The organism is Rhizobium sp. BK399 (genome assembly GCF_014194695.1).
In the GTDB taxonomy this organism is placed as follows: domain Bacteria; phylum Pseudomonadota; class Alphaproteobacteria; order Rhizobiales; family Rhizobiaceae; genus Rhizobium.
Window position 1 is genome coordinate 60,098 of record NZ_JACIAH010000021.1, and the last position, 16,194, is coordinate 76,291.

Here is a 16,194-nt window from a genome sequence, read left to right on the forward strand (position 1 = left end):
TGTCCTCAATATCGTTTCCAGAGCCTAGACAAATTCGATGTGTCTCACCGAGCAGCCCCGCGGCAGGCTTCGCACGCCGGGGGCGCGTTTCAGCCCGGATCAATCCCATTCCGGAGCCCAAGGAACCTTGGAACTGTCTACGCAGCGATAGTTCGTAGTCGTGAAGGCGTCGATACGCTTCATGTCAACGCTCGAAAGTACAAAGTCCATCACGTCGAAGTTCGCCTTTATGTTTTCAGGCTTGGTCGACATGGTGTTGATGGTGACGCCCTTCTGAAGGATCCACCGCAAGACTACCTGCGCCGCCGTCTTCCCGTATGTCTCGCCGATCTGTTCGAAGTCCGGATACCGAAAGACCGCCCCGCGCGCCACGGACGAAAAAGACGACAGCGGCACGCCGCTCTCGAACGAGGCTTCCAGAAGAACCGTCTGATCGAGTAGAGGGTGAAATTCCACCTGGTTGATCACGACTTCCCCGTCGAGCAGAGCCTGCGCCTCCTTCATCATCCGCGCAGTGAAGTTCGAAACGCCGATCGCCTCGGTCAAGCCTTCGCGTTTCGCCTCCCTCAAAAGCTCCAAGATCCCGCGATTGTCGCCGGACGTGTCGGGCCAGTGCAGGAGGAGCAGATCGACGCGGAACAGCCCGAGCTTTTCAAGGCTGCCCTCGACTGACTTGAGAAAGCGGTCTGATGAGTAGTTGTCGGGATGCACCTTCGTGGTGATGAATAGCTCTTCCCGCTTGATAGCATGCCTGGAGATCGCCGCTCCGACGTCGGCTTCGTTTTCGTACATCTGCGCCGTGTCGAAGGCGCGGTATCCTACGTTATAGGCTTCTCCGAAGGTGGAGATCAGCTCCTCGCCCTTCAATGGGAATGTCCCAAAAGCTCGTTCCAAACCCGGCCGAAAACAAATCGACATCTTCAATTCTCCTCCAACAGTTCTTGAATCGATCATTGCTCGCGCCCGTCCAGAAAAGTCGGAGAAACGCGTTGATTTTCAAACTTGCACTTACGATCCCGACCACCTATAACGCACTAACCAGTTACTTGCAACGGGCGGGAGGAATGTCCATGTCGAAGGTTAAGAGCGCGGCGGAAGTTGCGGCGCTGATCAGGAACGATGCGATCGTCGCGGTAAACTCTTCCAGCGGTCTCTGCTGCCCCGACGCGGTGCTTGCTGCGATTGGCGAAAGATACCGGGAAGAGGGCGCTCCGACGGGGCTGACGACCATTCATCCGATTGCTGCCGGAGACATGTTCGGTACGAAAGGTGTCGACCATCTGGCCCAGCCCGGCCTCATCAAGAGAATCATCGGCGGCTCCTATCCGTCAGGTCCGTCATCGGCCGAACCGCCGTTGATCTGGCAGATGCTTGGCCGTAACGAAATTGCTGCCTACAACGTGCCAAGCGGCGTCCTTTTCGACATTTTGAGGGAAGGTGCCGCTCTTCGTCCTGGCGTCCTGACGAAGGTCGGGATGGACACCTTTGTGGATCCCAGACAGGAAGGCTGTGCGATGAACGAAGCGGCGAAGCGCGATCCAATAGTCTTCCGTCAGACTTTCGCTGGCGACGACTGGCTCTTCTTCCCCTCGATAAAGCCTGACGTGGCGATCATCAGAGCCAGTACCGCGGACGAGCGCGGCAACCTCACCTTCGAACATGAGGGTGCCTACCTTGGGGCAATGGAGCTCGCCCTAGCAGGTCACAACAGCGGCGGCATCGTGATCGCGCAGGTCAAGCGCATAGCGCAGTCAGGAACTTTGAAACCTCACGACGTTCGCGTACCGGGCATTCTCGTCGACTACATCGTCGAGGCTCCCGATCAGCTTCAGACTACCGCGACGCCTTACGACCCGGCGATTTCCGGCGAGCTCTTCCGTCCGCTCGACAGCTTCCGGCTTCCGGAGTTCAACGTCGCCAAGGTCATAGCGCGTCGCGTCGCTCGCGAACTTCAGGCTGGATGGGCGGTCAATATCGGGTTCGGCATCTCAGCAAACGTTCCCAGGATCCTGCTGGAGGAAGGGCGCCACGGCGAGGTGACATGGGTAATCGAACAGGGTGCCGTCGGAGGCATTCCGTTGCTCGACTTCAAGTTTGGCTGCTCTTCGAATGCGGAAGCTTTTGTAGCATCTCCGCACCAATTCGCCTATTTCCAGGCTGCCGGCTTCGACTGCTCGCTTCTGTCCTTCCTACAGATAGACAAGGACGGGTCGGTCAACGTGTCCAAACTCTCAGCGCGACCGCATGTGACCGCAGGGGCAGGCGGCTTCGTCGATATCACCTCCCGCGCGCGCAAGATCGTGTTCTCTGGCTACTTCAACGCCGCGGCAAAGCTCTCCGTTTCGGACGGCAAGCTCGTGATCGAACGTGAGGGGAAGGTCGCGAAGATCGTTGGGAAGGTGGAGCAGGTGTCGTTCTCCGGTACACGCGCCATAGCGCAGGGTCAGGACGTCACATACGTAACGGAGCGTTGCGTCATGAAGCTGACGCCGGACGGGCTGATGGTCACGGAGGTCGCGCCGGGCGTCGACCTCTACCGTCATATCCTCGATCAGGCGCAGACGCCGCTGCTGGTCTCGCCAAATTTAAAGGCGATGGACTCCGAGCTATTCCAGCCCGGACCGGACCATGAGGAACAAAACAAGCGTGACGCGGCATGAGCGACGATGGTTCCAGGGTCGTTCTGTCCTTCGAGGACGACGTTGCGGTTCTGACGCTTCGGCACAAGGAGAGCCTTAACGCCGTCGACGCCGACGCCATCGAGCAGATATACGATGCCTGCCGGACGATCGAAGGTCGTCCGGCAGTACGTGCAGCCATCGTTACAGGCGATGGGGAGAAGGTCTTCTCGGCCGGTGGCGACATCAAGGCGTGGGGTTCTCTGACGCCGCAGCAGTTCGGACGCGACTGGATTCGCCGGGGGCATGATGCGTTCGACGCCGTCGCACGCCTGCGGGTGCCAGTCATAGCCGTGCTCAATGGGCATGCTTTTGGCGGCGGCCTCGAACTCGCGGCTGCCGCTGATCTTCGCATTGCCGAGGAGCAGGTGAAGCTAGGCCTGCCCGAGGCAGGCATCGGCGTCATACCTGGCTGGTCTGGCACCCAGAGAACTGTTCGGCGATTTGGATCGTCCGTGGTGCGTCGCATGGCGCTCTTTGGCGAAATCTTCGACGCTGCGAAGGCACTTGAAGCGGGACTTGTCGAGTTCGTGGTGCCTCGAGGCAAAGGCCGCGACACGGCCGCAGGACTCATCGCGAACCTTCGCTCGCGAGCGCCGCTTGCAACCGAGATTGTCAAGATGATGATCAACGTTGCGGAGGAGGAGGAAGGCTCGCGCGTGCTTGATACGGTGGCTGCCATGTCGATCGCGTCCACGCAAGATCTTGCAGAAGGCGTGGCGGCGTTCAGGGAAAAACGTAAGCCTGAATTCAAGGGACGGTGATATGCAGGCAGATAAACAGGCATTTCTCACCTCGTTGTTCGACGCCGCGATCGCTGCCGCCGATCCTGAACGGTCGCTGCTGGAATTCATGCCCGAAAAGCCGAAGGGAAGAACCGTCGTTATCGGGGCGGGCAAGGGTGCCGCCCAGCTCGCCGGGGCTTTCGAGGAAAACTGGGACGGTCCGCTGGAGGGCGTCGTGGTGACGCGCTACGGGTATGCGGTTCCATGCCAGCGAATCAAAGTTCTGGAGGCGTCGCATCCCCTGCCTGACGCTTCAGGCATCGAGGCAGCGGCTCAGCTTTTTCAGGCCGTCGCGAACCTCTCAGAAGACGATCTGGTGGTCGCCCTTATCTGCGGCGGCGGTTCGGCACTTCTGCCTGCGCCTCCCAATGGTTTCGAGCTGCAGGACGAGATCGCCCTAAATGAGGCCTTGCTGGCTTCAGGCGCGCCAATTTCGGTGATGAACAGTATTCGCAAGCACTTCTCCCGTATCAAGGGAGGAAGGCTTGCATTGGCCGCGGCACCAGCCAAGGTCGTAACGCTCGTGGTATCGGACGTACCAGGCGACGTGCCAGCTCAGGTCGCTTCCGGCCCAACGATTCCGGATTGTTCGACGCGTGCCGACGCGCTGGCGGCGATCGAGCGCCACGCCTTGAAGCTACCCGACCGGATGATGCGTCATTTTTTAAGCGGGGAAGCCAACGCACCGGCACCGGACGCCCCGAGCTTTCAAGGCAACGAAGTCCACGTCATCGCGTCCGCAGGTCGCTCGCTCGAAGCCGCATCGCGCGTGTGCGAGCAGCATCGGATTCCAGCCGTGATATTGTCTGATGCGTTGGAAGGGGAAGCACGAGAGGCCGGGAAGTTCCACGCCGCGATCGCAAAGGAAGTTGTAAGCCGGAGCCGGCCGTTTGCGCGTCCTGTAGTTCTTCTTTCTGGTGGCGAAACGACGGTCACCATGCGCGGCAGCGGTAAAGGCGGGAGAAACAGCGAATTTCTACTATCATTCGCGATTGAGATCGATGGCACCACAGACGTCCACGCCATTGCGGCCGACACCGATGGGATCGACGGCAGCGAGGATAACGCCGGCGCCTTCGCAGACGGCGCTACAATATCTGAAATCAGACGAGCAGGGAAGGATGCCGCGGCGCTACTGGCCAACAATGATGCCTGGACGGCCTTTTCGCTTTCCGGAGGGCTCTTCGTGCCCGGCCCCACCGGCACGAATGTAAACGATTTCCGGGCAATCCTAATAGAGTAAAACTAGAAAGCCGCGCGCAGCGATCCAGTGAAGCGCTCGGACTGTAAGCGCGAACCGCGGCATGCGTAGAATTCGAGAGTGAGCGTTTGCCGGGCCGCGTCCGCGCCCGCGTATCTTTGCGAATATGTGACAATGTAACTTATGTCCTGGGAGGCCGCACTATGCCGGCCTCCCAGTCTTCCAATTAGCCCGCCGGTATCGGTGCGTCTTCACGAAGAAGCCCCTGAGCCTTAAGGTCGCTCCAGAATTCGGCCGGGATATCGTGGCTGAACCAATCGATGTTTTTCTGGAGCTGCTCCACTGTCCGGGTTCCCGCTATGAAAGAGGGAATAGCCGGGTGGGATACGACAAACTGCATGGCGGCCGCCGGGAGGGGAACTGCATGGTCCCTGCAGACGGCCTCGATACGTCTGACCTTATCCAGGATTTCGGCCGGCGCGGGGCTGTAGTTGTATTTGGCTCCCTCGACGGCGCCGGTAGCGAGGATGCCGGAATTGAACCCGCCCCCGATCACGACCGCGGCGCCCCGTTCGACGCAGAGTGGCAGGAACTTGTCGAGCGATTCCTGCTCCAGAAGAGTGTAGCGGCCGGCGAGCAGGAAGCAGTCAAAGTCGCGCTGCAGGAGCGCGTCGTGGCAGACCTCCCACTCGTTCACCCCGACGCCGATCGCCTGCACGAGGCCTTCGTCGCGAAGTTTTGAAAGCGCCTTCCAGGTGCCGCCCATGGCGGCTTTGAAAACCTCCGGCTGCTCGGAACCGCGCGTGAAGACGTCTATGTCGTGAATGAAGCAGATATCGATCTTCTCGAGCGCCAGCCGCTGAAGCGAATCTTCGAAGGAACGCATGGTCCCGTCGTAGGTGTAGTCGAACTCCATCACGTTCGCGGCCGCGTTGTTCCATGGGGAGAAGTCGATATTTTTCCGTCGACCTGGTTTTAGAAGACGGCCCACCTTCGTAGACAGCACAAAGTCGTCTCGCTCTTTCCAGCGGAGAGAGTGGCCTGTACGGAGTTCTGAGAGCCCGTGACCGTACATCGGCGCCGTATCATAGTATCTGACGCCGGCGTCCCACGACGCCTGGACCATCGCGTCAGACGTCCCTTCGTCGATCGGGTAGGAGAAGTTGCCTATGGGGGCGGTACCGAACCCGAAGGCGGTTACTTCCAGCTCGACGCGGCCAAACTTTCTTTTATCAGACGGTTTCATGACTTCCTCCTTGCCAATGCACCATGTAGTTAGTTACATTGCAGATCATGGAGCTTGTGGCAAGTCCTTTGGGAGGAGGCGTTCGTCGATAGGGAGGAAGACGTTTGAAGTCTGCGGTTGCACGCTGAGCATTGGGGCTGGGAGAACAAGGCTTTCGCAGCCCCCGCGGGCTGTTTCGGAATGCTGCAACTATCCTACCGAAAACGCAGCGCTCGCCTTCCTGCTACGGGACGCGTGCATGTGCGTAAGCGCATGTGCGAGTAAGTCCCTGTAACTGCTCGTAAAGTTTAGCAATCTTCGTCGCGCCGGATTGACACTTAAGCATGATCGTCGCTAGAAACGCACTAACTAGATACATACTTGGAGCGCTGAAGGCGGCTCACGGGAGGAGACTACGATGAAGGTTTATGGGGTAGAACACATCGGCTTCACGGTTCCGAACCTGGACGACGCCGTGAAGTTCTTCGAGTCGGTGTTCGGGGCGGTGACGGCGCTGGAGACCGGAAAGATCGATGGCGACGACGAGTTCATGCGTCGGAGGCTCGGAGTTCCTGGTCATTGCCGGATCGAGAACATCAAAGTTCTCCGTCTCGGCAACGGCAGCAACATCGAGCTCTTTGAATACTCAGGCGAAGCTGAAAATCTGGAACTAAAGCGCAACAGCGAGGTGGGCGGGTTCCACATCGCGCTCCAGGTGGATGACGCGGTTGCAGCGGCGCAACGTCTGCGGGATGGCGGCGTCGATGTTCTCGATGGTCCGACCTACGTCGAAACCGGGCCGATGGAGGGTCTGACGTGGCTTTATCTCCGCTCTCCCTGGGGGCAGTTCCTCGAACTTGTCAGCATGAATGGTCCGCTGGGATGCGCCAGGGACGGCGTCCAGCAGCTATGGTCGCCGCTAGATTGAGCCTGCGAAGCCGGCCCTCCTGGGTCGGTGAAGGAGAGGTTCGGAGGTCGCGGATGATCAAGTCATGCGGAACTGGGAGGTCTACTATGGCGATTGAAATTGTGTTTTCAGCCAAGAACAAAGCAGAGCTTCAGCATGTCGAGTTGCCTCCGCTGGGCCAACACGAGGTGAGGGGGCGTACTGTCGTCACGCTCATTAGCCCTGGCACGGAGATCGCGTGGCTTTCCGGAGAAAGCTTTCCTATCCGACCCGGCTACGCCGCGATCTTCGTTGCAGAAGAGACAGGGCCCTTAGTGAGTGGTATCGACGCGGGCGAGCATCTGTTCTGCATGGGTCCGCATAGAAGCATGCAGCAGGTGAATTACCAGCATGCTTTGAAGGTTCCTCAGAAGTTGACGCCGGAGGTCGCGGTTCTTGCGCGGCTGGCCGGCGTATCAATGACGACCTTGATGTCCACCAAGGCTCGGCCCGGCGACCTCGTCATAATAGCAGGTGCAGGTCCCGTAGGACTGCTTGCGTCCCAACTTTTCCATCTGTCCGGGTACGAAGTCTGCGTGGTCGACCCAGACCCGGTGCGATGCAGCCAGGTAATGGCTGCCGGGGTTACCCGCGTCTATTCAGACATGCCGTTCGCGGAACTCGATATCGCAGGAAGAGCCGCGCTCGTGGCCGACTGCTCGGGCCATGAAGAGGCGGTTCTTCAGGGATGCAGGATCGTTCGGCCCCATGGCGAGGTGGTCTTGGTCGGCGTGCCGTGGCGACGCCGCACCGAACTGCATGCGCACGACGTGCTGCACGCCGTATTCAATAACTTCGTGCACCTCCGGAGCGGCTGGGAATGGGAACTGCCCGTGCTGTCACGAAACTTCAAGTGGGAGCAGCTTTTGGAGGGGTATAACAACCAGCCGCAAAGTGTCTTCTCTGGCTTTGAAAAGATCATGCGCTGGCTCGCCGAGGGGCGCATCTGGACGGAAGGCCTGATTAGGAACGTACCGTCCGCTGATGCCTCCAGGGCGTACCAGAACCTCGTCGCGAGGGAGTTCGACGAACCCTTCTGCGTGTTGTCCTGGAGTGACGCCCGAGCCAACCACTGAAAGCTGCCGTCGCATTGACCGCATGCCACTTCTTTGTTGACCAGTAACTAACCAGTTACATAATTAAAGGTGCTAGAATGCTGCTCACTGAGATTCATGAACAGGTGCGAGAGACTGCCCGACAGTTTGCCGACGACGTAATTAGGCCCGTTGCGCACAAGCTGGACGAAGAGGAACGATTCCCGACGGAGATCTACGAGCAGATGGGCCAGCTAGGCCTGTTCGGCATTGGAGTTCCCGAGGAGATGGGCGGGCCGGGCTTTGACACGCTCGCGTACTCCGTTGTCATGGAGGAACTATCGCGCGGCTACGCGTCGATCGCAGATCAATGCGGCCTCGTCGAGCTAATCACCACCTTGCTGGTGCGGCACGGAACGAAGCAGCAGCGCGAACAGCTTCTCGGCGACGTCATGGCGATGAAGAGCAAGGTCGCATACTGCCTCACGGAGCCGGAAGCAGGGAGCGATCTGTCCGGCCTTCGCACCTCGGCAGAGCGCGATGGCACTGGCTGGAAGCTCAACGGCGGAAAGATCTGGATTCACAACGCGCCAGTCGCGGACTACGGCTTCGTTCTTGCGCGAACGGACAAGACCGCGGGGCACCGCGGGATGAGCATCTTCATCGTCGATCTGAATCAGGCAGGCGTCGAGCGCGGGCCGAAGGAACACAAGATGGGGCAGCGCGCGAGTCAGGTCGGCGCGCTGACGTTCAACAACGTCTCGCTTCCTGCAGAGGCGCTCCTCGGCGAAGAGGGACGTGGCTTCCATATGATGATGAGCGTACTCGACAAGGGACGCGTCGGCATTGCTTCACTTGCCGTCGGCATCGGTCAGGCAGGTCTCGAGGCCGCACTCGAATACGCGGTGCAGCGCAAGCAGTTCAACTCAGCGATCGCTGAGTTCCAAGGCGTCCAATGGATGCTAGCCGACATGGCCAAAGACGTGGAGGCGGCTCGTCTTCTCGTTCGGAGTGCTGCAAGCAAGATCGATCGCGGCGAAGACGCGACTAAGGCATGCTCGATGGCAAAATGCTTCGCCGGCGACATGGCGGTCGCCCGCACGGCGGACGCCGTTCAGATATTTGGAGGCAGCGGATACATCCGCGGCTTCGAGGTCGAGCGCCTCTATCGTGATGCGAAGATCACCCAGATCTACGAAGGTACAAACCAGATCCAGCGCATGATCATCGCCCGCCAGCTTATCAAGAATGGAGCGCAGTCATGAGCTCTGGAGCTAAACAGGCCGCACTCATTACGGGTTCCAGCAGAGGGATCGGGCTTGCGATCGCACAGGCATTGGCCCACCGTGGATTCAACATTGCCTTGAACGGATTCAGCGACAGCGAAGAGCTTGACCTTGCCGTAGCGTCGTTACGCAAGAAGGGCGTGATCGCTATCAAGGTGCCGGCCGATGTCAGCGTTCTTGCCAAGCATGAAATCATGCTCGACGCTGCCGAAGCAGCCTGCGGCCCGTTGACAACGCTCGTCAACAACGCCGGAGTTTCCGTTCTCCAACGCGGCGATCTCCTGGACGTGTCGGAAGAAAGCTACGACCGCTGCATGGCCGTAAACACGAAGGCGCACTTTTTCCTGACGCAGGCGTTCGCCCGCCGGCTGGTTGCGCGCGAAAGGTCACCCGACCTCTACTACAGCGTGGTGAACGTCACATCATCGAACGCCGTTGCCGCATCCGTTCTGCGCGGCGAGTATTGCGCCTCCAAGGCCGCGGCAGCAATGATCTCAAAGGTCTTTGCCGCGCGTCTGGCGAAAGACAACATCGCAGTCTTCGATGTGCAGCCCGGCTTGATCGAGACCGACATGACAGCGGCAGTCAAGGACACCTACAAGCGGCGCGCGGAGGAAGGCCTCACTCTCTTCCCCAGGATCGGGCAGCCGGACGAGATGGGCAGGATCGTACAGACGCTCGCCACGGGCGGGCTTCCCTATATGACAGGCCAGACGCTATCGGCGGACGGCGGCCTGCTGGTTCCACGTTTCTAAGAGGTTATGAGCATGCGTATAGCACTTCCCGACAGCCGCGGACGGACGGAGAACTACGAACTCTTAGCTCGGCCCATTCCAGCCGCCGACTTCTCCCGTGACTTCAACAGGCGCGTGTTTTCCGCGGCGCATGTCGTTGCCGACCCCTTCACGGAAACGAATCCAGGAACGTCTGCCGTCGTCGACTGGGATGCGACCCTAAAATTCCGCCGCCACCTGCACGATCTCGGTCTCGGCATTGCTGAAGCGATGGACACTGCTCAAAGAGGCATGGGCCTCGATTGGGAAGGCGCCCTCGAGCTTGTTCGGCGTACGAAGTCGGAATTGCCGGACGCGCTCGTCTTTAGCGGCGCAGGAACGGATCATCTCGATCCGAAAGACCTGCGTTCGCTGGACGACGTGGATCGCGCGTATGCCATGCAGATCGAAGCCATCCAGCGGACCGGCAGCGACGTCATCCTGATGGCCAGCCGAGCGCTCACTGCAAGTGCCAGCAGCCCGAAGGACTATGTTTCGGCATACGGCAAGGCGTTGTCCCTTTGCGATCGGCCGGTAATCCTTCACTGGCTTGGCGACATGTTCGATCCAGCTCTCGCCGGCTACTGGGGTGGCAAGGATTTCGAGACGGCCATGCAGACGTGCCTCGAAATCATCTCTGCCAACGAGGCGAAGGTCGACGGTATAAAGATCTCGCTCCTTGATAAGGACAAGGAGATCCAGATGCGACGCCTCCTCCCGTCCGGCGTAAAGATGTACACCGGGGACGACTTCAATTATCCGGAACTTATCGCGGGCGACGACGTCGGATATTCACATGCGCTGCTTGGCATTTTCGATCCGCTCGCAGGCGCCGCTGCTTTCGCGATGTCACAGCTCGCGGCCGGCGACAAAGAAGGATTCCACAGAACGCTCGATCCCACAGTGACTCTTGCTCGTACGATCTTCCGCCGCCCGACCCGGTACTACAAGACCGGCGTGGTCTTCCTTGCTTGGTTGAATGGCTTCCAGGATCACTTCGTAATGCTGAACGGTCACCATGCGATGCGACCGCTCCCGTATTTCTCCGAGGTCTTCCGACTTGCCGACCAGTGCGGCGTCCTTCGAGATCCGGACTTGGCCGTCCACCGCTTCAAGCAGTTGCTGGCGCTGTACGGGGTAGACGGCAATGCGTGACTTCTCGAACGATCATTCGGCCCTGGCTTTGAACACCGCGACGCTCGGCCACAACGTCGAGGGCTTCGGCGCGGGCTGGACTCCGGAGCAGGTTATCGACGGCTGCGCGGCCAGAGGGTACGGCGGCGTCGTGTTCTGGCGACGCGAGATCGGAGAAAATTCGGTTGCAATCGGAGAAAGGGCAAAGGCTGCGGGATTGAAGGTAGCCGGCTTGTGCCGGTCGCCATTTCTAGTTGGGCCGCTCGCTGCTGGGGGCAAGGAGGCTATTCTCGATGATTTTTTCGCGTCGATCGACATGGCTGCGGGTCTCGACGCGCCTGTTCTTACGATTGTAGTGGGAGGCGTCGAGCCGGGCAGCAAGGGAATGCATGACAGTCTCGCTCTTGTTGCCGAACGCGTAGCGGCTGCTTGTGAATACGCTGCGCAGGCCGGTGTGAACCTTGCCTTGGAGCCTCTCCATCCGGTCTACGGCGGCGACCGCTCTTGCTTGGTAACTGTTCGTGACGCCGTGGATTTATGCGAGCGGATCGGCGCTGATAACCTCGGAATCGCCGTCGACGTATATCACGTCTGGTGGGACACGGAGCTTTCGATCCAGCTCCGCCGCGCAGGAGCGAAGCGCATCCACGGTTTTCATCTGTGCGATTGGCTTGCGGAAACCAAGGATGTGTTGTTCGATCGAGGCATGATGGGAGACGGCGTGGCTGATATCCGCGGCATCCGTGGCTCGGTCGAGGACGCAGGATACGACGGCTTGTGCGAGGTTGAGTTGTTCTCGAAGGAAAACTGGTGGAAACGCGACCCGAACGAGGTCCTTGATGTACTTGTCGAACGCTTTCGTACCGTCTGCTGAGGAGCGCAATATGAAAATTCTCGTCCCCGTGAAGCGGGTGGTTGACTACAACGTGAAGATCCGCGTGAAGCCGGACGGCACAGGCGTCGAGCTTTCGAATGTGAAGATGTCGATGAACCCGTTCGACGAGATCTCGGTGGAGGAGGCGCTGCGGCTGAAGGAAGCCGGCAAGGCCGAGGAAGTCGTTGTCGTGTCGATCGGTCCTGCCAAGTCTGAAGAGACACTGCGCACCGCACTCGCCATGGGTGCGGACCGGGCAATCCTGGTCGAGACCGACGAGACGCTAGAGCCGCTCGCCGTTGCCAAAATTCTCAAGGGCGTCGTCGACGCTGAAGAGCCGGGTCTCATCATCGTTGGCAAGCAGGCGATCGATGACGATTCCAACCAGACCGGCCAGATGCTGGCGGCGCTGCTCGGCACCGCGCAGGCAACCTTCGCCTCGAAGATCGAAATCGGTGATGGCAAGGCAACCGTGACGCGCGAAGTCGACGGCGGCCTGCAGACCATCGACGTCAAGCTCCCGGCCGTCGTCACATCAGATCTGCGCTTGAACGAGCCGCGCTATGCCTCGCTGCCGAACATCATGAAGGCGAAGAAGAAGCCGCTCGACAAGAAAAGCCCCGCCGATTTCGGCGTCTCCACCGCGCCGCGCCTGAAGGTCTTGAAGACCGAAGAGCCGTCCGGCCGCAAGGCGGGCGTCAAGGTCAAGTCGGTCGCCGAGCTGGTCGAAAAGCTTAAAGTCGAAGCCGGCGTCCTCTAGGGTTCGAGAAAGGGAGACATATCCATGGCCATTCTTCTTCTGGCTGACCACGACGGCAACCACCTTTCCGACCAGACCGCCAAGGCGCTGACGGCAGCAACTATGATTGCCAAGGAGCAGGGTAGCGACGTCACCGTGCTCGTCGCCGGCAAGGGCGCCAAACCAGCGGCCAATGCGGCTGCCAAGCTGTCGGGTGTCTCCAAGGTGCTGCTCGCCGAAAGCGACGCGCTTGCCAACAATCTGGCCGAGCCGCTCGGCGAACTGATCGTTTCACTCGCGGCAAGCTATGACACGATCATTGCCGCCGCCACCTCGACCGGCAAGAACGTCATGCCGCGCGTTGCCGCCCTGCTCGACGTCGCCCAGGTCTCGGAAATCATCGAAGTGGTCTCGGCGGACACATTCAAGCGGCCGATCTATGCCGGCAACGCCATCCAGACGGTGAAGGCGACCGACGCCAGGAAGGTCATCACCGTGCGCACCGCTTCGTTCTCCCAGGCCGGTCCCCAAGGCCCAACTGCTGCCGTCGAGGAGATCTCGACGGCAGCCCTTTCTTCTCGTCTCTCGACCTTCGTCAAGGAGGCGCTGTCGGCCTCCGAGCGTCCGGAACTGACCTCGGCGAAGATCATCATCTCCGGTGGCCGGGCGCTGGGCTCGGCCGAGAAGTTCAAGCAAGTCATCCTGCCGGTCGCCGACAGGCTCGGCGCCGCCGTTGGCGCCTCGCGCGCCGCCGTCGATGCCGGCTACGCCCCGAACGACTGGCAGGTCGGGCAGACCGGCAAGGTCGTGGCACCTGACCTTTACATCGCCTGCGGCATATCAGGCGCCATCCAGCATCTCGCCGGCATGAAGGATTCCAAGGTCATCGTCGCCATCAACAAGGACGAGGAGGCGCCAATCTTCCAGGTCGCCGACTACGGCCTCGTCGCTGATCTGTTCGAGGTATTGCCGGAGCTGCAGAAAGCACTCTGATGACCGATACGACTGAGCTGCCCGAACGCGAAAGCATGGAATTCGACGTGGTGATCGTCGGTGGTGGTCCTGCGGGGTTGTCGGCTGCGATCCGTCTGAAGCAGGTCAATCCGGAGCTGTCGGTCGTGGTGCTCGAAAAGGGGGCTGAAGTCGGCGCGCACATTCTGTCGGGTGCCGTGGTCGATCCTATCGGCATCGATCGTCTGCTGCCCGGCTGGCGCAACGAAGCCGACCATCCGTTCAAGACCGAGGTGACAGACGACCACTTCCTAGTGCTCGGTCCGGCCGGCTCTGTGCGTCTGCCGAACATCCTGATGCCGCCGCTGATGAGCAACCATGGGAACTATATCGTCTCGCTTGGCAACGTCTGTCGCTGGCTCGCCACCAAGGCCGAAGAACTCGGGGTCGAAATCTATCCGGGCTTCGCCGCAACCGAAGTCCTGTACAATGACGAAGGTGCGGTGATCGGCGTCGCCACCGGCGACATGGGCGTCGAGAAGAACGGCGAGCCCGGCCCGAACTATACCCGCGGCATGGCACTGCTCGGCAAGTACGTGCTGATCGGGGAAGGCGTGCGCGGTTCGCTCGCCAAGCAGCTGATCGCCAAGTTCGATCTGTCGAGGGATCGTGAGCCGCAGAAGTTCGGCATCGGCATCAAGGAACTCTGGCAGGTGAAGCCTGAGCACCACAAGCAGGGTCTCGTGCAGCACTCCTTCGGTTGGCCGCTCGGCATGAAGACCGGCGGTGGCTCTTTCCTTTATCATCTGGAAGACAATCTCGTTGCCGTCGGCTTCGTCGTCCATCTGAACTACAAGAACCCCTACCTCTATCCCTTCGAGGAGTTCCAGCGCTTCAAGACGCATCCTGCCATTCGCGCCACTTTCGAGGGCGGCAAGCGGCTTTCCTACGGCGCGCGTGCCATCACCGAAGGCGGCTATCAGTCGGTGCCGAAGCTTAGCTTCCCTGGCGGAGCGCTGATCGGCTGTTCGGCGGGTTTCGTCAACGTGCCGCGCATCAAGGGCAGCCACAACGCGGTGCTGTCGGGCATGATGGCGGCGGACCGGATCGCGGCGGCGATCGCCGCTGGTCGCGCCAATGATGAGGTGGTCGAGATCGAGAACGACTGGCGTTCAAGCGACATCGGCAAGGACCTGAAGAAGGTGCGTAACGTCAAGCCGTTGTGGTCGAAGTTCGGCACGGCGGTCGGCGTCGCCCTCGGCGGGCTCGACATGTGGACCAACCAGCTGTTCGGCCTCTCGATCTTCGGGACGTTGAAGCACGGAAAGACCGATGCCGCCTCGCTGGAACCGGCCTCGCAGCACAAGCCGATCGCTTACCCGAAACCCGATGGTGTCCTCACCTTCGATCGTCTCTCCTCGGTGTTCCTGTCGAACACCAATCATGAGGAAGATCAGCCGGTGCATCTGCAGGTAAAGGACATGGCGCTGCAGGTCTCGTCCGAGCACGACATTTATGCCGGTCCCTCGACCCGCTACTGTCCGGCCGGTGTTTACGAGTGGGTGGAGAAGGACGGCAAGGAAACCTTTGTCATCAACGCCCAGAACTGCGTCCACTGCAAAACCTGCGACATCAAGGATCCCAACCAGAACATCAGCTGGGTGCCGCCGCAGGGCGGTGAGGGCCCTGTTTACCCGAATATGTGAGTCAGAGGGACTGGCGGCTATGGATCATATTTTGACTGGAGTACATCGTGACCCCGATAAGACGAGGGAGGACATCCTCAATGCCGCTATGAACGAAATCGTAGAAAACGGCTTCGGTGGAGCGCGGATAGACAGAATCGCGGAAAGGTCTGGCTTCAATAAGCGGATGATCTACCACTACTTCGGGGATAAGGAGCAGCTTTATGTGGCTGTGCTCGATCACGCGCTCGGAAAGATGCGGATCGCTGAAACCTGTCTCAACTTTCACAAGATGGCACCCGAAGAAGGTGTCGAAGAAATAGTACGCTTCGTATGGCATTATTTTCTTGAAAATCCGGAGATTTTAAGTTTGCTGGGAACTGAAAATCTACAACGGGCCAAGTTCATTCACAGATCACCTAATGGCCGCCTCCTGAACCACCACCTGGTTCGGGAGCTGGGGAAATATTTGCGCCAAGGTAGCGCGCACGGTGCCTTCATTGCCGAGATAGATCCGCTCAATGTCTTTCTGACGGTGCTTTCCCTCAGTTTCTTCTACCTTTCGAACCGATATACCCTTTCTACCATCTTTAGCCGAGATTTCACTGAAGGCACCTATCTTCGCTTGTGGGAGGCTCACATCGTGCATGTCGTCCAAAAGTCAATCGCTCGGTGAGCCCTGACGGTAAAATTCGAAAAGGACACTTCCGATCATCTCCGCGCGGTGCAGGTGGCGGAAGGATTTAGGTTGATGCTTTTGGGGGCTGCGTGACAAAAGTCGTTGAAAGTGACCTTGCCCCCAAGTTTTATCCAGTTTTAAGTTCGCTCCGGCGGTTTTGGGTTGCTGTATTTGGGGCGGTAGCGGCGGGTTGCGGTGCGGAGC

The 16,194-nt window shown here is 59.7% G+C and carries 16 protein-coding genes; 13 read left to right on the plus strand and 3 right to left on the minus strand.

Features of this window, described 5'->3' with window-relative positions; genetic code table 11:
- Window positions 1–99: 99 nt before the first annotated feature.
- Window positions 100–918 carry an aldo/keto reductase gene (locus FHT97_RS27425; RefSeq protein ID WP_183864805.1) on the minus strand — a complete coding sequence of 273 codons (819 nt, stop codon included), beginning with the start codon at window positions 916–918 and terminating at the stop codon, window positions 100–102.
- A 152-nt stretch (window positions 919–1,070) separates the two neighbouring features.
- Between FHT97_RS27425 and FHT97_RS27430 the strand changes: the two genes are divergently transcribed.
- Genes FHT97_RS27430 through FHT97_RS27440 form a run of 3 tightly spaced genes read left to right on the plus strand, consistent with a single transcriptional unit; the run spans window position 1,071 to window position 4,706 of the window.
- Complete coding sequence (locus tag FHT97_RS27430) at window positions 1,071–2,660, plus strand: acyl CoA:acetate/3-ketoacid CoA transferase (RefSeq protein WP_183864806.1); 1,590 nt, start codon at window positions 1,071–1,073, stop codon at window positions 2,658–2,660.
- Window positions 2,657–3,442 (plus strand): enoyl-CoA hydratase/isomerase family protein, encoded by a 786-nt coding sequence (locus tag FHT97_RS27435; RefSeq protein ID WP_183864807.1) that lies wholly within the window; start codon window positions 2,657–2,659, stop codon window positions 3,440–3,442. Before FHT97_RS27430 ends, FHT97_RS27435 begins: the two co-directional genes overlap by 4 nt.
- Window position 3,443: 1 nt before the next feature.
- On the plus strand, window positions 3,444–4,706 hold the full coding sequence (locus tag FHT97_RS27440; RefSeq protein WP_183864808.1) for a glycerate kinase: 1,263 nt from the start codon (window positions 3,444–3,446) through the stop codon (window positions 4,704–4,706).
- 184 nt (window positions 4,707–4,890) lie between these two features.
- Here FHT97_RS27440 and FHT97_RS27445 read toward each other — a convergent pair whose 3' ends face one another.
- On the minus strand, window positions 4,891–5,910 hold the full coding sequence (locus FHT97_RS27445) for an aldo/keto reductase (protein WP_183864809.1): 1,020 nt from the start codon (window positions 5,908–5,910) through the stop codon (window positions 4,891–4,893).
- 397 nt (window positions 5,911–6,307) lie between these two features.
- On the opposite strand from FHT97_RS27445, the gene FHT97_RS27450 reads away from it, so the two are divergent.
- The 10 genes from FHT97_RS27450 (at window position 6,308) to FHT97_RS27495 (ending at window position 15,987) form a co-directional block, all read left to right on the plus strand.
- Window positions 6,308–6,817 carry a VOC family protein gene (locus FHT97_RS27450; RefSeq protein WP_183864810.1) on the plus strand — a complete coding sequence of 170 codons (510 nt, stop codon included), beginning with the start codon at window positions 6,308–6,310 and terminating at the stop codon, window positions 6,815–6,817.
- Between the two features lie 86 nt (window positions 6,818–6,903).
- The gene (locus FHT97_RS27455) at window positions 6,904–7,911 is read left to right on the plus strand and encodes a zinc-binding dehydrogenase (protein ID WP_183864811.1); all 1,008 of its coding nucleotides are present in this window, start codon (window positions 6,904–6,906) and stop codon (window positions 7,909–7,911) included.
- A gap of 77 nt (window positions 7,912–7,988) precedes the next feature.
- Window positions 7,989–9,134, plus strand: a complete 1,146-nt coding sequence (locus FHT97_RS27460) for an acyl-CoA dehydrogenase family protein (RefSeq protein WP_183864812.1) — start codon at window positions 7,989–7,991, stop codon at window positions 9,132–9,134.
- Window positions 9,131–9,910, plus strand: coding sequence for a 3-ketoacyl-ACP reductase (locus FHT97_RS27465; RefSeq protein ID WP_183864813.1), 780 nt, complete (start codon window positions 9,131–9,133; stop codon window positions 9,908–9,910). The genes FHT97_RS27460 and FHT97_RS27465 overlap by 4 nt, the downstream gene beginning before the upstream one ends.
- A 12-nt stretch (window positions 9,911–9,922) precedes the next feature.
- A complete protein-coding gene (locus tag FHT97_RS27470) occupies window positions 9,923–11,083 on the plus strand; it encodes a dihydrodipicolinate synthase family protein (protein WP_183864814.1) in 1,161 nt (386 codons plus the stop codon).
- A complete protein-coding gene (locus FHT97_RS27475) occupies window positions 11,076–11,936 on the plus strand; it encodes a sugar phosphate isomerase/epimerase family protein (protein WP_183864815.1) in 861 nt (286 codons plus the stop codon). Before FHT97_RS27470 ends, FHT97_RS27475 begins: the two co-directional genes overlap by 8 nt.
- 10 nt (window positions 11,937–11,946) lie before the next feature.
- A complete protein-coding gene (locus FHT97_RS27480) occupies window positions 11,947–12,696 on the plus strand; it encodes an electron transfer flavoprotein subunit beta/FixA family protein (protein WP_183864816.1) in 750 nt (249 codons plus the stop codon).
- A 24-nt stretch (window positions 12,697–12,720) separates the two neighbouring features.
- Window positions 12,721–13,668: an electron transfer flavoprotein subunit alpha/FixB family protein gene (locus tag FHT97_RS27485; protein WP_183864817.1), complete on the plus strand. Its 948-nt coding sequence runs from the start codon at window positions 12,721–12,723 to the stop codon at window positions 13,666–13,668.
- Window positions 13,668–15,332, plus strand: a complete 1,665-nt coding sequence (locus tag FHT97_RS27490) for an electron transfer flavoprotein-ubiquinone oxidoreductase (protein WP_183864818.1) — start codon at window positions 13,668–13,670, stop codon at window positions 15,330–15,332. Before FHT97_RS27485 ends, FHT97_RS27490 begins: the two co-directional genes overlap by 1 nt.
- Window positions 15,333–15,351: 19 nt before the next feature.
- Complete coding sequence (locus FHT97_RS27495) at window positions 15,352–15,987, plus strand: TetR/AcrR family transcriptional regulator (protein ID WP_183864819.1); 636 nt, start codon at window positions 15,352–15,354, stop codon at window positions 15,985–15,987.
- Here the strand turns inward: FHT97_RS27495 and FHT97_RS30695 are convergent.
- On the minus strand, window positions 15,973–16,194 hold a 222-nt coding region (locus tag FHT97_RS30695), incomplete at its 5' end, for a hypothetical protein (RefSeq protein ID WP_210296795.1). The genes FHT97_RS27495 and FHT97_RS30695 overlap by 15 nt on opposite strands.